This window comes from Fictibacillus halophilus, assembly GCF_042680145.1.
GTDB lineage: Bacteria > Bacillota > Bacilli > Bacillales > Fictibacillaceae > Fictibacillus > Fictibacillus halophilus_A.
Window position 1 is genome coordinate 1,871,652 of the sequence record NZ_JBHTNQ010000001.1, and the last position, 19,181, is coordinate 1,890,832.

The 19,181-nt window shown below is 37.5% G+C and carries 16 protein-coding genes; 2 read left to right on the top strand and 14 right to left on the bottom strand.

Annotated elements, in window-relative coordinates; all coding sequences use genetic code 11:
* From ACFQ4X_RS09695 to ACFQ4X_RS09725, 7 genes are all read right to left on the bottom strand, one after another.
* The gene (locus tag ACFQ4X_RS09695; RefSeq protein WP_379834745.1) at window positions 1-558 is read right to left on the bottom strand and encodes a 5-formyltetrahydrofolate cyclo-ligase; all 558 of its coding nucleotides are present in this window, start codon (window positions 556-558) and stop codon (window positions 1-3) included.
* Window positions 559-685: 127 nt separating this feature from the next.
* Window positions 686-1,381, bottom strand: a complete 696-nt coding sequence (locus ACFQ4X_RS09700) for an aspartate/glutamate racemase family protein (protein WP_379834747.1) — start codon at window positions 1,379-1,381, stop codon at window positions 686-688.
* Between the two features lie 97 nt (window positions 1,382-1,478).
* The gene (rpmG, locus tag ACFQ4X_RS09705) at window positions 1,479-1,628 is read right to left on the bottom strand and encodes a 50S ribosomal protein L33 (protein WP_066242361.1); all 150 of its coding nucleotides are present in this window, start codon (window positions 1,626-1,628) and stop codon (window positions 1,479-1,481) included.
* 100 nt (window positions 1,629-1,728) lie between these two features.
* A complete protein-coding gene (locus ACFQ4X_RS09710) occupies window positions 1,729-3,711 on the bottom strand; it encodes a glycoside hydrolase family 15 protein (protein WP_379834749.1) in 1,983 nt (660 codons plus the stop codon).
* Between the two features lie 3 nt (window positions 3,712-3,714).
* Window positions 3,715-6,126, bottom strand: coding sequence for a sugar phosphate nucleotidyltransferase (locus tag ACFQ4X_RS09715; protein WP_379834751.1), 2,412 nt, complete (start codon window positions 6,124-6,126; stop codon window positions 3,715-3,717).
* Window positions 6,126-8,924 (bottom strand): 1,4-alpha-glucan branching protein domain-containing protein, encoded by a 2,799-nt coding sequence (locus tag ACFQ4X_RS09720; RefSeq protein ID WP_379834753.1) that lies wholly within the window; start codon window positions 8,922-8,924, stop codon window positions 6,126-6,128. The genes ACFQ4X_RS09715 and ACFQ4X_RS09720 overlap by 1 nt, the downstream gene beginning before the upstream one ends.
* Before the next feature lie 11 nt (window positions 8,925-8,935).
* Window positions 8,936-9,577, bottom strand: a complete 642-nt coding sequence (locus ACFQ4X_RS09725; RefSeq protein ID WP_379834755.1) for a DUF4912 domain-containing protein — start codon at window positions 9,575-9,577, stop codon at window positions 8,936-8,938.
* A gap of 375 nt (window positions 9,578-9,952) precedes the next feature.
* Between ACFQ4X_RS09725 and ACFQ4X_RS09730 the strand changes: the two genes are divergently transcribed.
* Complete coding sequence (locus ACFQ4X_RS09730) at window positions 9,953-10,144, top strand: hypothetical protein (RefSeq protein ID WP_066290945.1); 192 nt, start codon at window positions 9,953-9,955, stop codon at window positions 10,142-10,144.
* A 20-nt stretch (window positions 10,145-10,164) separates the two neighbouring features.
* On the top strand, window positions 10,165-10,629 hold the full coding sequence (locus ACFQ4X_RS09735; protein ID WP_379834757.1) for a hypothetical protein: 465 nt from the start codon (window positions 10,165-10,167) through the stop codon (window positions 10,627-10,629).
* 371 nt (window positions 10,630-11,000) lie between these two features.
* On the opposite strand, the gene phoU is transcribed toward ACFQ4X_RS09735, so the two are convergent.
* From phoU to ACFQ4X_RS09770, 7 genes are all read right to left on the bottom strand, one after another.
* Window positions 11,001-11,660 carry a phosphate signaling complex protein PhoU gene (gene phoU, locus ACFQ4X_RS09740; protein WP_379834759.1) on the bottom strand — a complete coding sequence of 220 codons (660 nt, stop codon included), beginning with the start codon at window positions 11,658-11,660 and terminating at the stop codon, window positions 11,001-11,003.
* Window positions 11,661-11,684: 24 nt separating this feature from the next.
* Window positions 11,685-12,473, bottom strand: a complete 789-nt coding sequence (gene pstB, locus ACFQ4X_RS09745; RefSeq protein WP_379837118.1) for a phosphate ABC transporter ATP-binding protein PstB — start codon at window positions 12,471-12,473, stop codon at window positions 11,685-11,687.
* Between the two features lie 47 nt (window positions 12,474-12,520).
* Window positions 12,521-13,399: a phosphate ABC transporter permease PstA gene (pstA, locus tag ACFQ4X_RS09750; protein WP_379834761.1), complete on the bottom strand. Its 879-nt coding sequence runs from the start codon at window positions 13,397-13,399 to the stop codon at window positions 12,521-12,523.
* A complete protein-coding gene (gene pstC, locus ACFQ4X_RS09755) occupies window positions 13,399-14,355 on the bottom strand; it encodes a phosphate ABC transporter permease subunit PstC (RefSeq protein ID WP_379834763.1) in 957 nt (318 codons plus the stop codon). The genes pstA and pstC overlap by 1 nt, the downstream gene beginning before the upstream one ends.
* A gap of 100 nt (window positions 14,356-14,455) precedes the next feature.
* Entirely contained in the window at window positions 14,456-15,415 is a 960-nt protein-coding gene (locus ACFQ4X_RS09760) for a PstS family phosphate ABC transporter substrate-binding protein (protein ID WP_379834765.1), read from the bottom strand.
* Between the two features lie 230 nt (window positions 15,416-15,645).
* Entirely contained in the window at window positions 15,646-17,700 is a 2,055-nt protein-coding gene (locus tag ACFQ4X_RS09765) for a penicillin-binding transpeptidase domain-containing protein (RefSeq protein ID WP_379834767.1), read from the bottom strand.
* Window positions 17,701-17,823: 123 nt separating this feature from the next.
* Window positions 17,824-19,101 carry an MFS transporter gene (locus ACFQ4X_RS09770; RefSeq protein ID WP_379834769.1) on the bottom strand — a complete coding sequence of 426 codons (1,278 nt, stop codon included), beginning with the start codon at window positions 19,099-19,101 and terminating at the stop codon, window positions 17,824-17,826.
* Between the last annotated feature and the right edge of the window lie 80 nt (window positions 19,102-19,181).

Consider the following 19,181-nt stretch of genomic DNA (forward strand, 5'->3'; position numbering starts at 1 on the left):
TTAAATATGGCGTCCTTCTTCAGTAATGATTTGTTCTACTGGAACATCAAATTCTTCAAAAGGCAGTTGTTCTGCTGTCTGAAATGAGTATGCAATAGATAATGTTGACCCTTGATAGTCCTGTAAGAAACGATCATAATAGCCGCCTCCGTAACCAATCCTGTATCCTTTTTTGTCAAAGACCAGCCCGGGCACGATAAGCAAGTCGATATTTTCTTTAGGAATATCCTTCGTTTTTTCGATTATTGGTTCATAGAGATCCATATACACATTCTCTAAATCATCAAAGGAACTCAGTTCTCTAAATTCCATTTTTTTATTAGCCGAATAGCATTTTGGCACACAAATTCTTTTCCCTTCCTCCCAAGCTTTTTTTATAATAAAAGTCGTGTCTAGTTCAAATTTTCTTGAAACAGTGATTCCGATACAGTTTGAATTTTGCCATAGTTTTGTTTCAAATAATTGTTCAGCTATTTTTTCGCTCATCGCTTTCCGATCTTTTGCTTCCATAGAGAGCAACTCATTCTTTATCTTTTTTCGCCATTCTGCCTTCGTCATTTGCAGCACCTCTTATGAATTGAATTATGCCTTAATCATAGCATGTGTCTTGTAAGAGACAAAAAAAAACGCTAATAACTACATTAGCGTGCCAACCATATCGCAAGGAATGCAACAATGTTTACGTTTATAACATTTTCAAAAAACGAATTAAGCTGTCTACGTGAATTGCTGTAGTATTGAATAAAGTAATATCATCCCAGTCCTCTTGTTTTAAAAAGATTGGTAGTTCAGTACACCCTAAAATCAATCCATTTATATTATATTGACTTTTTAACTGATGAATCATGTTCCCCACAGCCATTATATCCTCTTCAATAAATATACCTCTGGAAAATTGTTTAAAAATCTTCTCCTGCAGGAAATCTTGCTGAGTTATTTCAGGACCAAAGATTTGGATTTCAGTGTTTTTAAATGGTTTCTTGTATAGATCGCTCTGCATAGTTGGAATTGTACCTAATAGACCTATGCGGTTCTTTTTGCTTTTTATTACTTCGTTATAGGTCGCATCTAATATACTGATCACAGGAACACCAACATTCCTTGTAATATCTTCATAAAAGAGATGAGGAGTATTAGAAGCAATTAGGATGACATCAGAACCAGCTTTCATAAGATTATTCATGGATTCAGATAAATATTGAATAAGCTGCTGAAATTTCTTTCCCATTGTTAAATGATGTACTTTACTCACATCTACGCTTTCAATAACCATTTCAGGAAAAGTAGCGGAGTCAATTACCATTTGATATTTGCTGATAATCAGCTTGTAGTACTCTATTGTAGCCTGTGGAGTCAAACCGCCTAAAATCCCAATTTTCATTCTATCCGCTCCCCAATCATTACCACTGATTTATTTTTATGTACGAAAAAACGCCTGATTCCTCATTCTCATGGGAGTCAGGCGTTCTTAAGTGAAATTACTTAGTTTCACGGTGAACTGTGTATTTCTTTAAACGCGGGCTGTATTTTTTAAGCTCTAAACGGTCTGGATTTGTACGCTTGTTTTTAGTAGTGATGTAGTTACGATCACCAGTCTCAGTACAAGCTAAAGTAATGTTTACACGCATTGTTGTTTCCCTCCACATCTTTACCAAAGTACATATTAATGGTTACTAACAGTCATTATTCTCTATTAAACCATACTTTAACATGATAACAAATTCTTATCTAACGGGCAAGAGAGTTTTGTGAAAGTTTCTGATATACGGTCGTATATTCTTTTAAAACATCGACAAAAGTAGCATGTGACCATGTTAAAGGAGCTACTGATAATGCTTCACCTGTAAAGGGGTGTAGCTGTTCTGGCAATACACCGGTTGAAAAACTATGCTCTTGAATCCAGCGCAAAATTTCGTGCGGCCGTTCTAGATCATGTACTGTTTTTGCCTTTTGAATGTACCATTTTGCTACCCAAAGTGTACAAATCAGCCACGGGTTGCCTGGTACCCTTGCAACTTCATGTGTTTGCTGAAAATAGTAATCATTTGTGTACCTTGCTATTCCACCGACACTTGTTTTTATACTTAAATCTTCTTCCATCTGATGCATCGTGCGGATGACTCTTTCATCATCTGCTGAAAATACGCCAAAGGCAAATAGGGCATACATGCTTGATTCCATCGTAAAATCTTTTTTATAAGCGTTATTATCTAATAAATAGATGCCTCTGATGAATCTGCCCGCACCTTCATCATATAGGTGTTTTTCCATGCCTGCTTTGATGCGTTCAGCACCTTTTTTATATCGTTCTGCCCGATCGTCTTCACCAAACAGCGTAGCAAATGAATATGCAGCCATCAATCCCCCATACACACTGCTCGCTGTGAATGTAAATATTCCTCTCCTTTCCTCCCAAAGATCATAAGATTGAAAAGGAAGATCAAGTTCGCTATGCATGTATTGGAGCAAAAATCTAGCACTTGGTCTGACAAGAGAGCGATAAAGAGATTGAGCAAATTCAATATCACCGGTTTCTTTATAGTGCTCCCAGAAGGCCCACAAAACGAGTGCTGTTTCATCTTCTTGGATAGGCAGCTGGCTTGCTCCATCTTTATCAATCATAGGGTGCCAGGATGATCCAATTGAACCGTCTGGATTATATTTATGATGCAAGTACCCTTCTTTCGTTAGAACATCAGCACATCTTCGATAAAAATTTTTAACCATGCCATGAAATCCCGCTTTCGCTACAGCAGCAGCTATTAATGCTCCATCTCTTGGCCACATATAACTGTAATGATCTCGGTTATATTGCTGTATATCTGAATCATTTGCTGCGATGATATAACCATTCTCATTCGTTTGCGTACGTATAATAAGCAGACTCCGGTTGTATAGGTCCAGCAGTTCGTCTGAAAGGTTGCATGGATCAATCTTCGTTTTATTAACCCACCTCCGCCAATAAACATCGATTTTGTCCAGGGTTAAGGATGGACCTATCTCCATCAGATAATCAAAAAGAGAAAAAACCTCTTCCCTGCTTTTCCCAACTGTTGATGAATAAAATGCTTCTCTCGTTTCATTCGGTGGTATGACTCCAGTGACGCAGAATGTACTGTCTACCGATCCTTGAGCAATTGGATTCACATGCAAATGGCCGTCTTCAGCATCTTTCCATGTCCCTTCTGCGCTTAAAAATCGTTTTATACCTGTCGTGTATTGATCCATTCCTTTTCCTTCAAAAGAAGCATGGAACAAAAAATATCGATTCTTTTTATAATGGATAATGACTGACTTATGAGGATCGTAATAGGCGGTATCGCCAACTTCGGTTTCGTAAATAGAAAGATCCTGATGAAAGAAAAGCTTAATCTTCTTTTCTTCATCTGTTTCATTGATAATACTTATTCTCCTCATAAACATGTTTTCTCTTTGATGTACAGCATCTTCAATCTTTAGGCACACACCTTCTTTTTTATTCCTTGCATATGACTGAGTGACTAAAGAATCGCTGCGGTAACCAGGTTCTATCACCCATTCTTTAGAAGAAAGCCAAGAAAAGGAGCCATTGATACTGGCTCCCAAACGGTTTACATGTCCCTGCACATGATTTTGCTGACCAACATAGGGAAAATATATGTCTCTAATCTGCAAAAACTCGTCTAAGTTGATCAGTAAATTTCCGTTGCCTAAAGCTAAATGTCTTGGCATACGTTACACCTGCTGATACAGCTGGATTTTTTCGATGTACTGTGATGCAGCCTGTTTTGCTTGTTCAGGGTTCGTGTTTTGAGAATAAACCGTAAAAACAGGTTGTTCCACATCAGGTAAAATTAATGTCCAGCCGCCTTCTGGATGAAATACCTTGATTCCATCGAGCAATTCTACATTGTTGTCCCTAATATCTTCCATTAACCTTCGCATCACACGCCCTTTTTTATCCTTAGGACATGGTACATATTCTCTTAGCATATGCACATCAGGCAGCATTTTTACGAGTTCTGAAAGTGTGATTTGCTGCATCGCCATCACTTCCAGGATATGAACAAATGCATATTGTGCATCATATTGATAGTTTAGTACACCTTCCCCAACTTCCATTATGGACCTTGGGTTAGCTTTTGTACGGATCAGCTTCCCTTTTAGCCGTTCTGCGATTGAATCTAATGCAGAAGAGCCATACACAGGAATAGCCATTTCTTTTTGCTTGCCCTGAGAGAATGCTGTGAAAACGTAAAGAGCTAGCATGGTTTCTTCGTCTAAGACTTCACCAGTTTCTGTAATCAAGCGCAAGGTTTCTCCTGCTTCACCAATCAGAACACCTATGTTGGCATTAGTTACTCTAACAAATGAAGCCATTTCTTCAGGCTTTGTCTGATACGGGGCAGTAAGAATTTCACAGTTAAGGCGGTTATAGAGATTCGGAATAAAATTCAAATACGGCTGATGATTATAATTCACGACTACCCTGAATTTTGCCTCTTGTATTCTTTTTTCCTGTATTTCTTCAAGCAGTGCAGAAATATAATCCTCATGCTTATTCGCCTGTACCGCACCTTTTCCTATTCTATCAAACGATGCCCGTCTATAATCTTCCTGCCAGTATGCATTTTCAATCTTTCTTTCAAGATCGGAGTGAATCGGCAAACCTTTGTTATCATAAAACTCGATCATTAATTGTTTTTCGCCAGTAGGGTTTGAGAAACGGACGTAAACCCCGCCTTCTAAACGTTCTTCCTCAATTGAAAACCTGACAACTGGTGCCACTGTCGGGCTGATATCAAGTGTATGGACACCTGAAGAATGAAGTCCTTGTATAAAAGATTGCTTGATCATTACAGAAAAATCATGTGAATCACTTGCGATCAGAATCTGTGAACCATATGGAAGAACCGCTCCGTATGCAGATGCAAGCCTCGCGATGTAATCAGGAGTGATTTCCACATTCGCTATGCCGGAAACTCCCCGTGATCCAAATAAGGACTTGGTCGCTTTTTTACCCCAAACGATCGATGTATGAACAAGTGCCTCTTCAAAAATTTCTTTTTCCGGCCATATTTTCACATCCGGTTTTAAAGTAGCATTTTTACCAATCGTACAATGATTCCCTACTACTGCATGCTCAAATATCGAGGCATCTTTCTCAACTTTTGTTCCATTCGCAATAGTAGCACCTCTCAGCTCACATTGATCGCCAACAAAAACGTCATTCCATAGCACCGTTTTTTTCAATGAGCTGCCAGAACTCACAACGCTGTTTTTCCCAACAACAGACAGTTTACCAACGTGAGCTCCCTTTCTAATAACAGCCCCATCTGCAATACTTACAGGACCCTCAATCTTAGCTCCTTCTTCAATAAAAACGTTCTCACCAATCCAAATTCCAGGTTCATGCTCTTTTCCGGCAAAAGGAAGATTGACAAGACCATTTAACATATCATAGTGAGACTGGCGATACTGCTGCAGACTTCCGATATCGGACCAGTAACCGTCTGCTTGATAGCCGAACAAATTTTTGTCTTCCTTCATTAATAAGGGAAATAAATCTTTACTGAAATCTACAGGTACATCTTTTTCTATATATTGGAAAACTTCGGGCTCAAGAACATATATACCAGTATTCACTGTATCGCTGAAAACTTCATTCCAGCTAGGTTTTTCTAAGAATCGGATGATCTTTCCTTCCTGATTCGTCATGATTACACCATATTCCAGAGGTGATTCTACTTGTTTCATAAAAATTGTGACAAGAGAATCCTTTTCTTCATGAAAATCAATCCCTTTTTCAAGGTCAAAATCAGTTAAAGCATCTCCGCTAATAACAATAAAACGTTCATCTAAAAAATCTTCAGCATTTTTAATCGACCCTGCTGTTCCAAGAGGAGAATCTTCAACGAAATAATGAAGATTAACACCAAAATTCCGTCCGTCGCCAAAATAGTTCTTGATGGCATCTGGAAGATAATGAACTGTAACAGCAATATCAGTTATTCCATACCTTTTTAACAGCTCAATTCCGTATTCCATAACCGGTTTGTGAAGCATGGGCACCATAGGTTTTGGCATGTTGCATGTAAGAGGTCTTAAACGTGTTCCTTTTCCGCCAGCCATGATTACACCTTTCATTACACCATTCCTCCTACTTTTGCTGTATTATTTTGAATTTTGTTATATAAGTCAGCGGTTCTTTCTGCAATTGAATCCCAGCTGAAGATGGTTCTAGCTGTTTCTTCCCCTTTTCGAGCCATTTCTTTGCAATGTTCACGATTAGCGAACATATATTCTACTGCCCAAACAATGCTGTGAGGATCGTTCGGGTAAACCTTCAAGCCGGTTTCCTCATGCTCTATAATTTCTTTTAATCCTCCGGTATTTGAGACAATCGTTAATTTTCCTGCAGCCATCCCTTCAAGTGCAACGATTCCAAAAGGTTCATAATGACTTGGAAAAAGAGCCGCATCCGCTTTTGCAAACCACACATTTCTCTCCTCATCACTGATAAAACCAGCTAAATGAACATAACTTTCTAATTGTTTTTTCCTCACCATTTCATTTAATTCATCAAATAGAGGTCCTTTTCCGGCAATTACAAATCTCACTTGAAGTCCTTTATTTCTAATAATATCTGCAGCTTCAACAATAGTTTGAAAGCCTTTTTCTTTTACGAGCCTACCTACCGAAAATAGCAATAGTTCATTATCAGAGCGATTTTCATCATTAAGTTTTTCATTTGATTCAGCTATTATCTGTTGTGGATCTATGCCATTAGGCAAGATCGAAATTTTATCCTCAGGAATTTGAAAGACATCGGTAAGTTCTTTTTTCATGTAAGTACTGCAGACAATGAGGCTATCAGAACCGTCCATAAGCTCCCACTCTTTTTGATTAATCTCATATTGAAGAGGTGAAGTGATCCCGTTGTTTCTTCCATGTTCAGTGGCATGTATAGTCGTAATTAACGAAAGTTCTAATTCTTTTTTTACCGCTAGCGCTGCAACGGATACGAGCCAATCATGGGCATGGATACAATCAAACTTAATTTTCTTGGATAGCTCAACAGCATAATCAGCCATTGCTAAATTCAAGCTGCCGGTCCAATGAAAGAAAGATTCAAAGGATGGCTGTTTTCCTTTGAGCCTATATACGTGAACGCCATTAATTATTTCGTAGTCTGGATAGCCCTCGACTGCAGAAGTCAGCACATACACTTCATGACCCAAATCTGTTAATTTACGTGATAAATCAAATACATGCCTCGATAGCCCGCCAACTACCATCGGCGGAAATTCCCAAGAGAGCATCAGTATTTTTTTGCCTTTTTGGTTTTCCTTTGTATACTGCATATTCACATATAAATCATGCTGATTTTTAAAGTAATGCCATAAATTCATCATGATAAATGGATATTCATTTTCATATTCTGAGATTTCATTAACGTTATAACTTCCATTTTGAATAGCCTCATATAATGTATGAAACCTTTCAATGTGTTCTTGAAATCTATCTTTTGCATATTGTGAAGCGCTATTGCCTTCAATAATAAATGCCCAATCAGAACTTGCAGCAAGCATCCATTCTCTTACCATTTGGTTAGCATAACGTTCGATCACAATATTCACTTTTTCTTTTGAAAGCTTGGCAGCTAGTTCAACTAATTTCTTCTCACAGTAATGAAGATGACGATACATCCAGGCATTTGCATTGTTTAGCCAAACTTCCCCAGTCCCATTCCTTCCCCATGTTGAAAAGCAAGGTCTAACGGTTTCAAGGTCTTGATAATGTCTGTGTAAAAATTCTTGTGGTGTGATCCAGCTAATGTTTTGTTCATTCGAAACTTCCATAGATTGCAGTAAAAATTCTGGTCCTTCAAACCACCAGTGTCCAAAAAGTTCTGCGTCAAAAGGTGCCGTAATAAGTTGAGGAGGAAAAGATTGTTTGTTGTTATGTAAGTAGTCTTTGATGCGAATATTAAAATCTTTGGAGTGCTGCTTTATTTTTTCTTCAGCATACGTTCTGTTATACCAGTCTTTATTTTCAGTTTCACCAGTAATTCGCCAATATTTTAACGAGGTATCTACTCTGATCCCGTCAGGATGAATAAATCCTTTAATGTAATCAAAGTCACGTTCATAAGCAACGTCGCGGTAAAACTCCCTGTAATCGAAATCACCCGGATATCCAACAGAAGAATTCCAAATAGTCTCAGAAATAAACTGATTTCTCGGGAATAACGCTACCCCATGCGGTGAATAAACGGGTGCTCCTATTCCTTTACTTGGAACAGGTTTGCTCTTAAGTAGTGTTTGTTCATCAACAAACGTGTAGCGGATTCCTGCATCAGCTAATATTTTATCTACCCCAGGAGAATACGCACATTCCGGAAGCCAAAATCCTGTTGGTTTACTACCAAAATATTTCTCATACGTATTTATACCAGCAAGAATTTGCGCTTTTACTCCTTGCTCAGTCTGAACATACGGCAAGAACGCATGAGTTGCAGCGGATGTTATACATGTGATTTTTCCTTCATCCATAAAAGATTTGAATGCTTTAATAATCTGGCAGTCATGATTCTGATACGTATCCATGATCTTTTTAAAGCGTTTTTCGTAAAAACTGATGACTTCTTTTTCTTGTTTGTTTTTTGAAAAGTTTTTTTCTTTTTTGATGAGTTTTATAGTGGAATCGAGATGCTCTAAATAGCGTTTTTGAATAACTGGATCATTCAATAGTTCAAGTAATGGAGGGGAAAATGATAAGGTCCAAGATAAGGATTCAGGCTGTTCTTCGAGAACCCATAATAACGGGATATATGACTCAGTAAGTGCCTCAAAAACCCATCTTTCCTCTAAACGATTTGCTTCATTATGCCTCACATAAGGAAGGTGAGCGTGCAAAACCAATGCGAAATACCCGTTAGACATTGTGTAATCTCCTATCTTATTTTTTGATAGTATGAATAAGTTGAAAAATTCTCAAGCCATTCAGGCTGTGTTATATCCTGCTGTTTCCATCGTTCTATCTTTTCATCGTAAGAACTGCTCATTTCGGCTGCACCAGTTTCAGCTGGATTTGTACGCAACAATGTAAAAAAGCTGCCGTCAAATGTGCGGGTTCCAATATCAGCAATGTATGTCCGGTCAGGCTCTAACGAATGCAGGAACCAGTTGTTTGTCATAGGAGGAAGATCTATTTCAAATGTTCTGTGTGCGTTATGCCCATAAAATAGGATATCCGTAACATCATATATTTTTAAAACGCCAGGAAGCTCTTCCCACTTTGTACGGAAGTGGTGTTCTGCCATATTCTTGATAGATTCGGAGAAACTCCAATATACATACAAACTCTCTGGAGTGCGCGGCATAAGACAAGCATTTTCTTCCTTATATTCAAACGGCATTGTCCAATTTTCTTTCTTCATTTCTACTGATGAAGCAGAATTTTCTCCTGGCGGCAATTGCTGCTGCCGGTATTTATTCCAGCGGTACTGAACCTTGCCTATAGACATATTCATTCTTTCAGCAATTTCTTGCAGCGTAAGTCCTCTTTCCTTCAACTTCACAATATCTTCGATCAAGTTCATCACCTCATCTTAATCAATTATTCTAGTAAACTTATACTTATTCTTAGATTTTAAATAATCGTATCACTAGATATTTTTATGTACAATGTGTCAAAAAAGTCGAAAATTGGCGGTTCCATCTCCTGCTTGAGATTACAGTTTATGTAAAGTTTTTGTAACCGGTTGCTTCATCAGATTATTCTGAAATTAAGACAAAATAACACAAAAATACACTATTTTTTTCTAATTTATGGAATTTATATTTTTGGTAAGACATGAATATAGTCGAATTGTCGTATTTTGTGTAAACTTTTGTGAAAAAACCTATACCACAAATAGATACTATGTTATAAAAGTAAAGGGTATAGCTTTATTTACAGGGAGGATATTATGGAGTTTGCAATTTTTGGATTATTGCTAGTTGGTATTATTCTTTTGATTCTTTCCTTTCGAAAAAATCGTGAAAACTCAGTTGAAACACAGCTTGAAAACTTTACGATTCAATTAATGAAAGAAATCTATCAAATTAAAAAGAAGTTAAAAGTTCTTGAAGATGAAATGATGATTAACGATAAGAACTAAATTTGTGAGGGGAAATTAGTATGACGAGCAAAAACCTTCGCGGATTTTCAGCTGGTATTATAATTTCTACTGGAATATTAGCTGGTGTATACTACACAGCGGATACAGAAAACCGTACTGAATTAACGGATACTGCAGTGGAACAATATCTTTCTGAAAAAGGCGAGTTGGCAATTTCAACAGAGGAATACACTTCTTTAACAGAAGCTGAAAGTGCAGCGGCTGCTCCTGCAAAAGAAGAAGCCAAAGCTGAACCTGAAAAGGAAGAAGAGAAAGTCTTTCAAATGACTTTAACGATCTCACAAGGTATGAGTACTGGCGAGGTTTGTGACCTTCTGCAAAAAGGAAACATCATCAAGGACAGCAAAGAATTCTTAAAGTATTTAAGATCCAATAACTTAGAAGGTGCTGTCAGAGCTGAATCTCATCAGGTGAACAGCAGCATGAACTTTGATGAATTAGCTAAAGAAATTACAAGTTCATAAATTTATTACATAAAAAGAGCAGGCGTATATCACGCCTGCTCTCTTTTTTAAAGGCTGTTTTCGTAATCATTGCTGCTATTAGAAGATGTTGATTTCCGCTCCAGGATGCTCGCTTTCCGCCGCGCGTGCGGTGAGCCCCCTAAGCGAATTAAGCCTGCCGGGGTCTCATAAGGAAGTATCTGTGCTCCTGCGTCTGCAAGCTAAATCTATTGAAGCGTGCTTCCTCGTCGCATGCCTTACGAGAAGTATACTCAGGTGGTTGGCACGCTAATCCCGCAGGAGTCTCGCACCTTACGCTCCAATCAACTAGTCAAAGAAGCGTACTCAACAAAAATGTTCAACAGCAACGATCTATTAGAAATCAGTCTTTTTTAATCATTCAATCCGTATCGTTTGCCTTTTACTAAGAAAATAATACTTTCGGCAATGTTCGTTGCATGGTCTGCTGTACGTTCGATGTATCTGCATACAAACAACAATTGGCTAATCTGTGAAAGGTGATCAGGATTCTTGGTCATTAACTCTAAAAGCTCTTTAATAATTTTTCCATACGTTTCATCAACGTAGTCATCCATATCAGCAAGTTCTTTTGCAAGTGCAACGTCTTCTTCCACGTAAGCTTTCGTAGCTGCAGTCAGCATCTTAATAGCATGATGCGCCATTTTCGGAAGTTCTTCAAGGGGTTTAATCAATTCTTGCTTGCCGATTCGAATCGTTGATTTTGCAATATTTACTGCGAAATCAGCCATTCTTTCAATATCAGATGAAATCTTAATAGCTGCAATAATACGTCTTAAATCTGACGCTACAGGAGCTTGTTTTGCTATTAAAAGAATTGCCATATCATTGATCTCATCTTCTAAGACATTGATCCTGTTATCATTTTCAATTACTTCTAATGCTTTATCAAGATCTTGATTTTTTAGAGCTTCTACAGATTCGAGCAAAGCCTCTTCTGCTAGCTTTGAAATCTGAATAATAGCTTTTTTCATTTCTTCTAATTGAAGCTGAAAATTTTCACGAACAACCATTTATCCCACTCCTATTCCCTTTTATTAGCCAAAACGTCCTGTAATATAATCTTCTGTTCGTTTATCAGATGGATTTGAGAACAATGTGCTGGTATCTGTGTACTCTACAACTTCCCCATTAAGGAAGAATGCTGTACGATCTGAAATACGCGCTGCTTGCTGCATGTTATGTGTAACGATAACAATGCTATAATCCTTTTTCAATTCTTGAACAAGCTCTTCAACTTTTAATGTTGAGATTGGATCTAGTGCAGACGTTGGTTCATCCATCAAGATTACGTCTGGTTCAATTGCAAGACAACGCGCAATGCATAAACGCTGCTGCTGACCGCCTGACAACCCATAAGCATTTTCGTTTAATCGGTCTTTAACTTCATCCCAGATAGCCGCACCTCTTAAACTTTTTTCAACAACTTCATCTAAAACTTTTTTATTTTTGATGCCATGGATTCGAGGTCCATAAGCTACATTATCATAGATCGATTTTGGGAACGGATTTGGCTTTTGAAACACCATGCCTACTTGTGTACGAAGTTCTTCTACTCCGTACTTCGGATCAAAGATATTTTTTTCTCTGTAAACAATTTCTCCTGACATACGAACGATTGGTACCATTTCCACCATTCTGTTAAGTGTTTTAATAAATGTTGATTTACCGCAGCCAGACGGCCCAATGATTGCTGTAACCTGCTTTTCAGGTATATCAAACTTAATGTCTTTTAAAGCATGATCTTGTCCATACCATAAGTTTAAATTGTTTATTTTGAAAACAGGTGTGAACTGCTCTTGTTTTTCATTATCCTTTTGTACCAATTGTTTATTAATTGTAATATCCATGTTTTTTGTCCTCCTTCTCTCTGTTAGAAGCGCTTATGAAATTTATTTCGAATGTAAACAGCGATTGAATTCATGATGAGCAAGATAATCATTAAGATGATAATTCCGCTTGCCGCAAGCATATGGAAGTCTTCTTGCGGTCTGCTCGTCCAGTTATATAGCTGTATCGGGAGCACAGTAAACTGTGAAAACAGAGTTTCAGGTACAAACGCTACATACGCTAATGCTCCTAATACTAACAACGGAGCTGTTTCCCCTACTGCACGTGATAAGGCTAAGATCGTGCCTGTGAGTATTCCAGGGAGTGCGGCAGGAAACACAATTCTTCTGATTGTTTGCCATTTTGTTGCTCCCATTCCGAAAGAAGCTTCCCTAATTTCTCTTGGTACGGTTCTAATTGCCTCTTGAGATGCAACTACAATGACAGGAAGAATTAATAAACTCATTGTTAATCCACCTGCAAGTACACTTGATCCTAATCCCGCTAATCTAACAAAAATCGTTAATCCCAAAAGACCAAAGACAATAGATGGAACGCCAGCTAGGTTAGCAATATTTACTTGAACAAATTTTGTAAAAGCATTTTTCTTTGCGTATTCTTCTAGATAAATTGCTGTTCCGACTCCAAGGATAAACGAAACAGGGGCCGTAACAGCCATAATCCATACGGTACCTACAAGTGCTGCCCATATACCAGCGCGTTCGGGCATTCTTGAAGCAAAGTTTGTAATAAAATCTAGACTTAAATATGGCAATCCTTCTGCTAATATTCTATAGATTAATACACCTAAAACAATTAATGAAAAACTAGTTGCAAGAATAAAAAGAAACTTAGCAAACCCGTTGACAGCAACTCGGTTCCCCATTCTTTTCTTAACCGACTCTTTATTAATTAAACTCATTAATATTCCTCCCTAAACTTGCGGGAAATAAACTGAGCAAGTAAATTCATAATCAAGGTGAATACAAACAATGTCATCCCTACTGCATAAATACTGTAATAAATCGTCGTGCCATACCCAGTATCTCCTTGGCTGACTTGGACGATATACGCAGTCATTGTCTGAATAGATTCTGTAACATTAATATCTGCTGTAGGTCTAGAACCACCAGCAATCGTAACAATCATCGTTTCACCGATGGCACGGGAAATTCCTAATACGAATGATGCCATTACACCTGAAAGAGCAGCCGGAAGCACGACTTTCATAGCAACTTCAAAACGTGTTGCTCCTAAAGCCATTGCACCTTCCCTCATAGAGTTTGGAACAGCATTCATTGCATCTTCTGATAAAGAAGCGATCATCGGAATAATCATTATACCAACAACAATACCTGGGCTTAATGCATTAAAAATTGAGATTCCACCAGGAATGATGTTATCTAATAAAGGTGTAACAAACGTCAGTGCGAAGAACCCATAAACGATTGTTGGGATTCCTGCTAATACTTCTAAAATAGGTTTAATAAATTTTCTTGTTTTTGCTGAAGCATATTCACTTAAATAAATCGCCGCAGCAAGACCCACCGGTATTGCAACTACCATTGCAATAGCCGTTACAGTAAGAGTACCCATTACAAGTGCGAGAATACCGTAATCAGCATTTTTATCTGAAGTAAAAGGGAACCAGTGTGTATTCGTAAAAAATTCAACTATTGAGATTCGATTAAAAAATGTAAAAGTTTCTGTTAACAGTGTAAAAACGATACCTAATGTTGTGAAAATAGATATAACTGCACATATCAAAAATATTTTTGGTACTACCTTTTCCATTACCGCAGATTGACTTCTAGTGGATTTATTCTCCTGAATCATAGAGCGGATGGATTTTTGGTTTGATTTCTCTCTTGACACCAACAAAACCTCCTATAAATCGCCAATACTAAAACAGGTGAAAGGTGAGGAGATTTCACTCCTCACCCTGTATTATTTTTTTAAGTTATTCTGGATTAGACAATTACTTACCTGCAAGTTCATCGAGTTTTTTAAGCTGCTCTTCATATTTTTCTTTCGGCAGAGAAACATATCCGATCGTATCAGATGATGCCAGCTCCCCAGCATTTTCAAGAGCAAACTTCATATACTCATATACCGCTTCGTTTTCTTTAATTGACTTGTTAGCCGCATAAGTAAACAACGGACGCGATAGTGGAGCATATTCACCAGATTCGATTGTTTCAGGAGTTGGCTCAACAGGGCCGTTGCCTCCGTCAACCGGAACAGCTTTTAACTTATCTTTATTTGCTTGATAGTATGCATAACCGAAGAATCCGATCGCATCTTCAGAACCAGAAACACCTTGAACAAGTACATTGTCGTCTTCTGAAAGCTGAGCATCACGTCGCATAGGCTCTTCTTCAAGAATTACTTCGTTCCAGTAGTCGTAAGTACCAGAATCAGTTCCAGGTGAAAATACTTCAATTTTCTTCTTAGGCCATCCTTCACGAACGTCAGCCCAAGTTTTTGCTGCATCTTTTTCAAGGTAAATCTTTTTCAGTTCATCGACTGTCAGGTGATTGATAAAGTCGTTATCTTTACTTACAACTACAGATAATCCGTCTTTTGCAAGTTCAAATTCAGTAAATTCAATTCCTTTTTCTTTTGCTGCTGTTTTTTCTTCTTCCTTAATAGGACGTGATGCATTTGCAAGATCTAGTTCCCCGCGAGTGAATTTCTCAAATCCGCCTCCAGAACCAGAAACTCCAACTGGTGCTTGCACATCAGGATTCGCAGCTTGGAACTCTTCAGAAACAGCTTCCATGATTGGGAATACTGTGGATGATCCATCAATTTTAATTTTTCCGCTTAGATCTCCGCCGCCAGCTGCTCCATCTTCACTCTTATTTCCGCATGCTGCTGCGAAAACTAAAATAAGTGACATTACAGCTAATAGGTACACAGACTTCATTTTCTTCATCTTGATAGGTCCCCCTAAATGTAATTTTCAACTTTTTCATGTTAGAGATTTTATCTCGGGTCACATGAAACCTTAAAGCTTGTTTCTTTCTTACACTTACTACAATAAACCTGGAATATTAATTAGGTTTTAATGAATTGTAAAGAGATTGTTAAGACTGAATTTTATTGAATATAATCCTATTCTTTTACTGAATGCTTGAAACTATACAAAAAAAAGAATCGCACTAATTAGCGCGATTCTTTATTCTCGTTTAATTGATTAGATTCAGGTTCGGTTGGTATACCTTCTTTTTTCATTGAAAAATATGCGTCCAGCACACCTTCTGCAATTTCATTGTTTGTATACCCTTCTCGTATATCTGGTACAACTACCGCAAACGCCACTTCAGGGTTTTCATATGGGGCATAGCCAATCAGTGTTTTGTTGACTAAACCTGTTTCCTTATCGACTTCTGCCGTCCCGGTCTTCCCTGCAGGATTGTATTCTTTGTCTTTAAATATCCAAGCTGCTGTTCCATTAGATCCATGCATTACCTCGTAAAAACCTTTTTGAACGACTTCAATGTGACTCGGGTTCATTTCAATCTTGTTCATAACGTTTGGTTCAAAACGATACAAAAGTTTACCTAATTTATTCGGATTTACAGATGGTTCCCTAATCTCTTTTAATAAATGCGGCTGCATCCTTAAACCACCGTTAGCAATTGTTGAAACGTATTGTGCCAGCTGCATCGGTGTATATGTGTCAAATTGCCCAATCGAGAAAAACATTGCTTGGAACAATTCATTACTCATTCCTGTATTATAGCCTGTTGCTTCAGATGGCAAGTCGATACCAGTAGGTACACCAAGACCAAATTGACTATAAGAATTTCTCAGAATTTCAAAAGCTTCTTTAACTTTATGATCATTAAATCGTTTGTTTGTATAATCATAGCCTGAAAGACGCATCGCAATGTGCCACATAAAAATGTTTGAAGATCCTTCCAATGCTTCTACTGCATCAACAGGTCCCATGTTCGCATGTGATTTTAATTGTCTTCCATCACCAAATTTAAGCGGCGCATCATTGATTACTGTATTTCGTTCAATTACACCTTCATGTAATCCAGTTAAAACTGTAGCTCCTTTTACAGTTGACCCCATCGCATACGAATGATAGATGTTGCCGAATGGAATATCATTAAATTCACCTGTCTTCCGATTGTACTCTTTTCCAGCCATGGATAAGATTTCGCCTGTATTCGGATCCATCATAACAACATAAGCATTTTTTAATTCCTTGTTATCATAGGCATACTTACCTCGAATGGCTTCCTTTAATTTTTCTTCAATAACCTTTTCGACTTCTTGCTGAAGTTCCATATCTACAGTTAATACAAGATCGCTTCCTCTTGCACCATCTTCTTCGACAGGATCACCCACCGGATTCCCGACTTTATCCGTAACATATTTAATTTTTGTTTTCGTGCCTCGAAGAACCGATTCGTATTGTTCTTCCAGAAAACTCGTACCAACCATATCATTTCGGTCATTACCTCTCGAAGTGTAATAATCCATTTTTGACTTGGGTATTTGTTTTACTTGACCGAATATATCCCTGAACGAATCTTTAAATGGGTAAGAACGTTCTGCATCAGGTTTAATATCAACACCCTCTAGCTCAGGCAGGTGTTCACTGATCAAAGCGATTTCTTCTTTGGTTGCACCAATTTTTATTCTTTGAGGAGAAAGTGTATAGCCTCTATCCATTTCACTTTTAATCGCCAGCACTTCAAGCTGCTGTTTCGTTAATGATTCAATGTCCTTCTGAGTTACTTTTTCCAGCATTAAATCATAGAGCTCTTCTGGAGGAGTACTTTCTTTTTCAGCAGCTGAAATTCTCTTTTTCACTTCTTCTTCATTTAGAAAGATAAAATAATCCTTTTTATCTCGTTCTGTTAATTCTTCCGAGTCTTTATCGATCAATTCAGCCATTTTCTTAGCAATTTCGTGTCTTTTTTCAGCATCAGCTTCACGTGTTCTTGTATACGTTATCGAAAATACTGGCTCATTATCCACTACTACTCGATAATTAGCATCAAACATTTTGCCGCGTGGGGCATCAAGCTTTGTAGTCACATTTTCCGTCAAATAGGCGGTCCGTTTGTACTCTTCACCTTTTACAATTTGTATGTAGCCTAATCTTAGAACAAGCACTGAGAAGAGAAAAAATACCGATAAAAACAAGGCATTCATTCGAATCGGTACGTGATTTTTCTTTTTATTTGATTTTGTTTTCATAATATTGTAAATCTCCCTTTAAAACAGCAGAGACACCTTTAAAAAAAGGTGTCCTAAAGCCAACCGGTTATTATCTTTACATAACAATAGTATCCTTTGACTAGTTAGTATGTCAAAAGTTAATTATTGTTTATTTGGATTATTGCCATCTTGCTGAGTTTCAGCAAGTTCTATTGTTTGATCAGCCGGACTGGTTGGTACAGATATATTTCTTAAGCAAAAATAAATCAGAAAATGCCCTGCACCCAATATTGGCAATAAAAGCGGAATACCTTTTTCTTCTGAAAGATAATTTATGACAAGCAAGAATATAAGAATTGAAAATATTCTTCCTGCGTTAAGGAAAAATTCACGAACTACAATATACTCAATCCTTTTTTCATGAATTCCCCGACATTTCCCAATAATGTCATAAGTTAATGAAACATAAGGAACAAGAAGAAGCGGATACGCTATAGATACAGATATGCCGTATATTATTAGCAGTGTAAAAGAAACAGGTACAAGAAGCATGAATGGAGAGATGAACAATAATAAACCCCCAGCGAAGATCCCTTTTTTCCTATGCCATGGCTTTAAATAATGAGAAACGAAATAGTAACCAATAAAAGATACAACTGATTGAACAAATCCGAATGTTCCAAGTGCAAATTCGCTCTGTGAGGTTGTATAAACCCAGATCACGATTAAAAAAATAAACGTCCCTTCCCGCAAACCTTGAAAGAAATGAGCATTTAACAATTGGAACCAGGCTTTGTTTTCTCTTCTTTCTTGAAAAACTTCTTTTAACCCAAAATGCCCATCGGCTTTTCTACGTTTTAAAAAGAAACTGATCACAACAGCAACTAAGAATAAAACCATTGAAATCGTAAAAATGGTTTCATATCCTGAATGTTTGTCCATCCTTGTAATAATAAATCCTGCACTTAAAGGACCAATCATACCGGATAACGAATTCAATACACCCAGGTAGCCATTGAAAAAATCTCTAGTCTCAGGTTCAGTCACTTCTAAAGTCAGAACATTAAAGGCAAGCCAATAAAATCCCAGACCGAAACCTAACATTGCTCCTAACGCAAACAAATAATGACTTGCAAGTGAACCCATAAAAAGAACACCTATATAAAACAACGCAAGAATGACAACACCAATCCTTAACACAATAACCCGGTCAATTTTTTTAGCAAACCACCCTGCCAAATAAAATGCGACAGGCTGCATGACTACAATAGATAGATTATAAAAAGCGATATCTGTCAGTTCGCCGGATTGCTTCCACAAAAAAATGTTAACAAATGTGTTAGATAAAGCTGTGCTTAGAGTAAATAAACCGCCGACAAATAGAAGTAAAAAAAGATCTCTAGGGTATTGGTCGTCTTCCATGAATTTTTTCCATATCATGTTTTTCGCCCCTTTACATATCGTCGTTAGTGTCTTTCAAGAGTAAAAGGGCTATTCATTATTTAACTAATTGGCTTTAA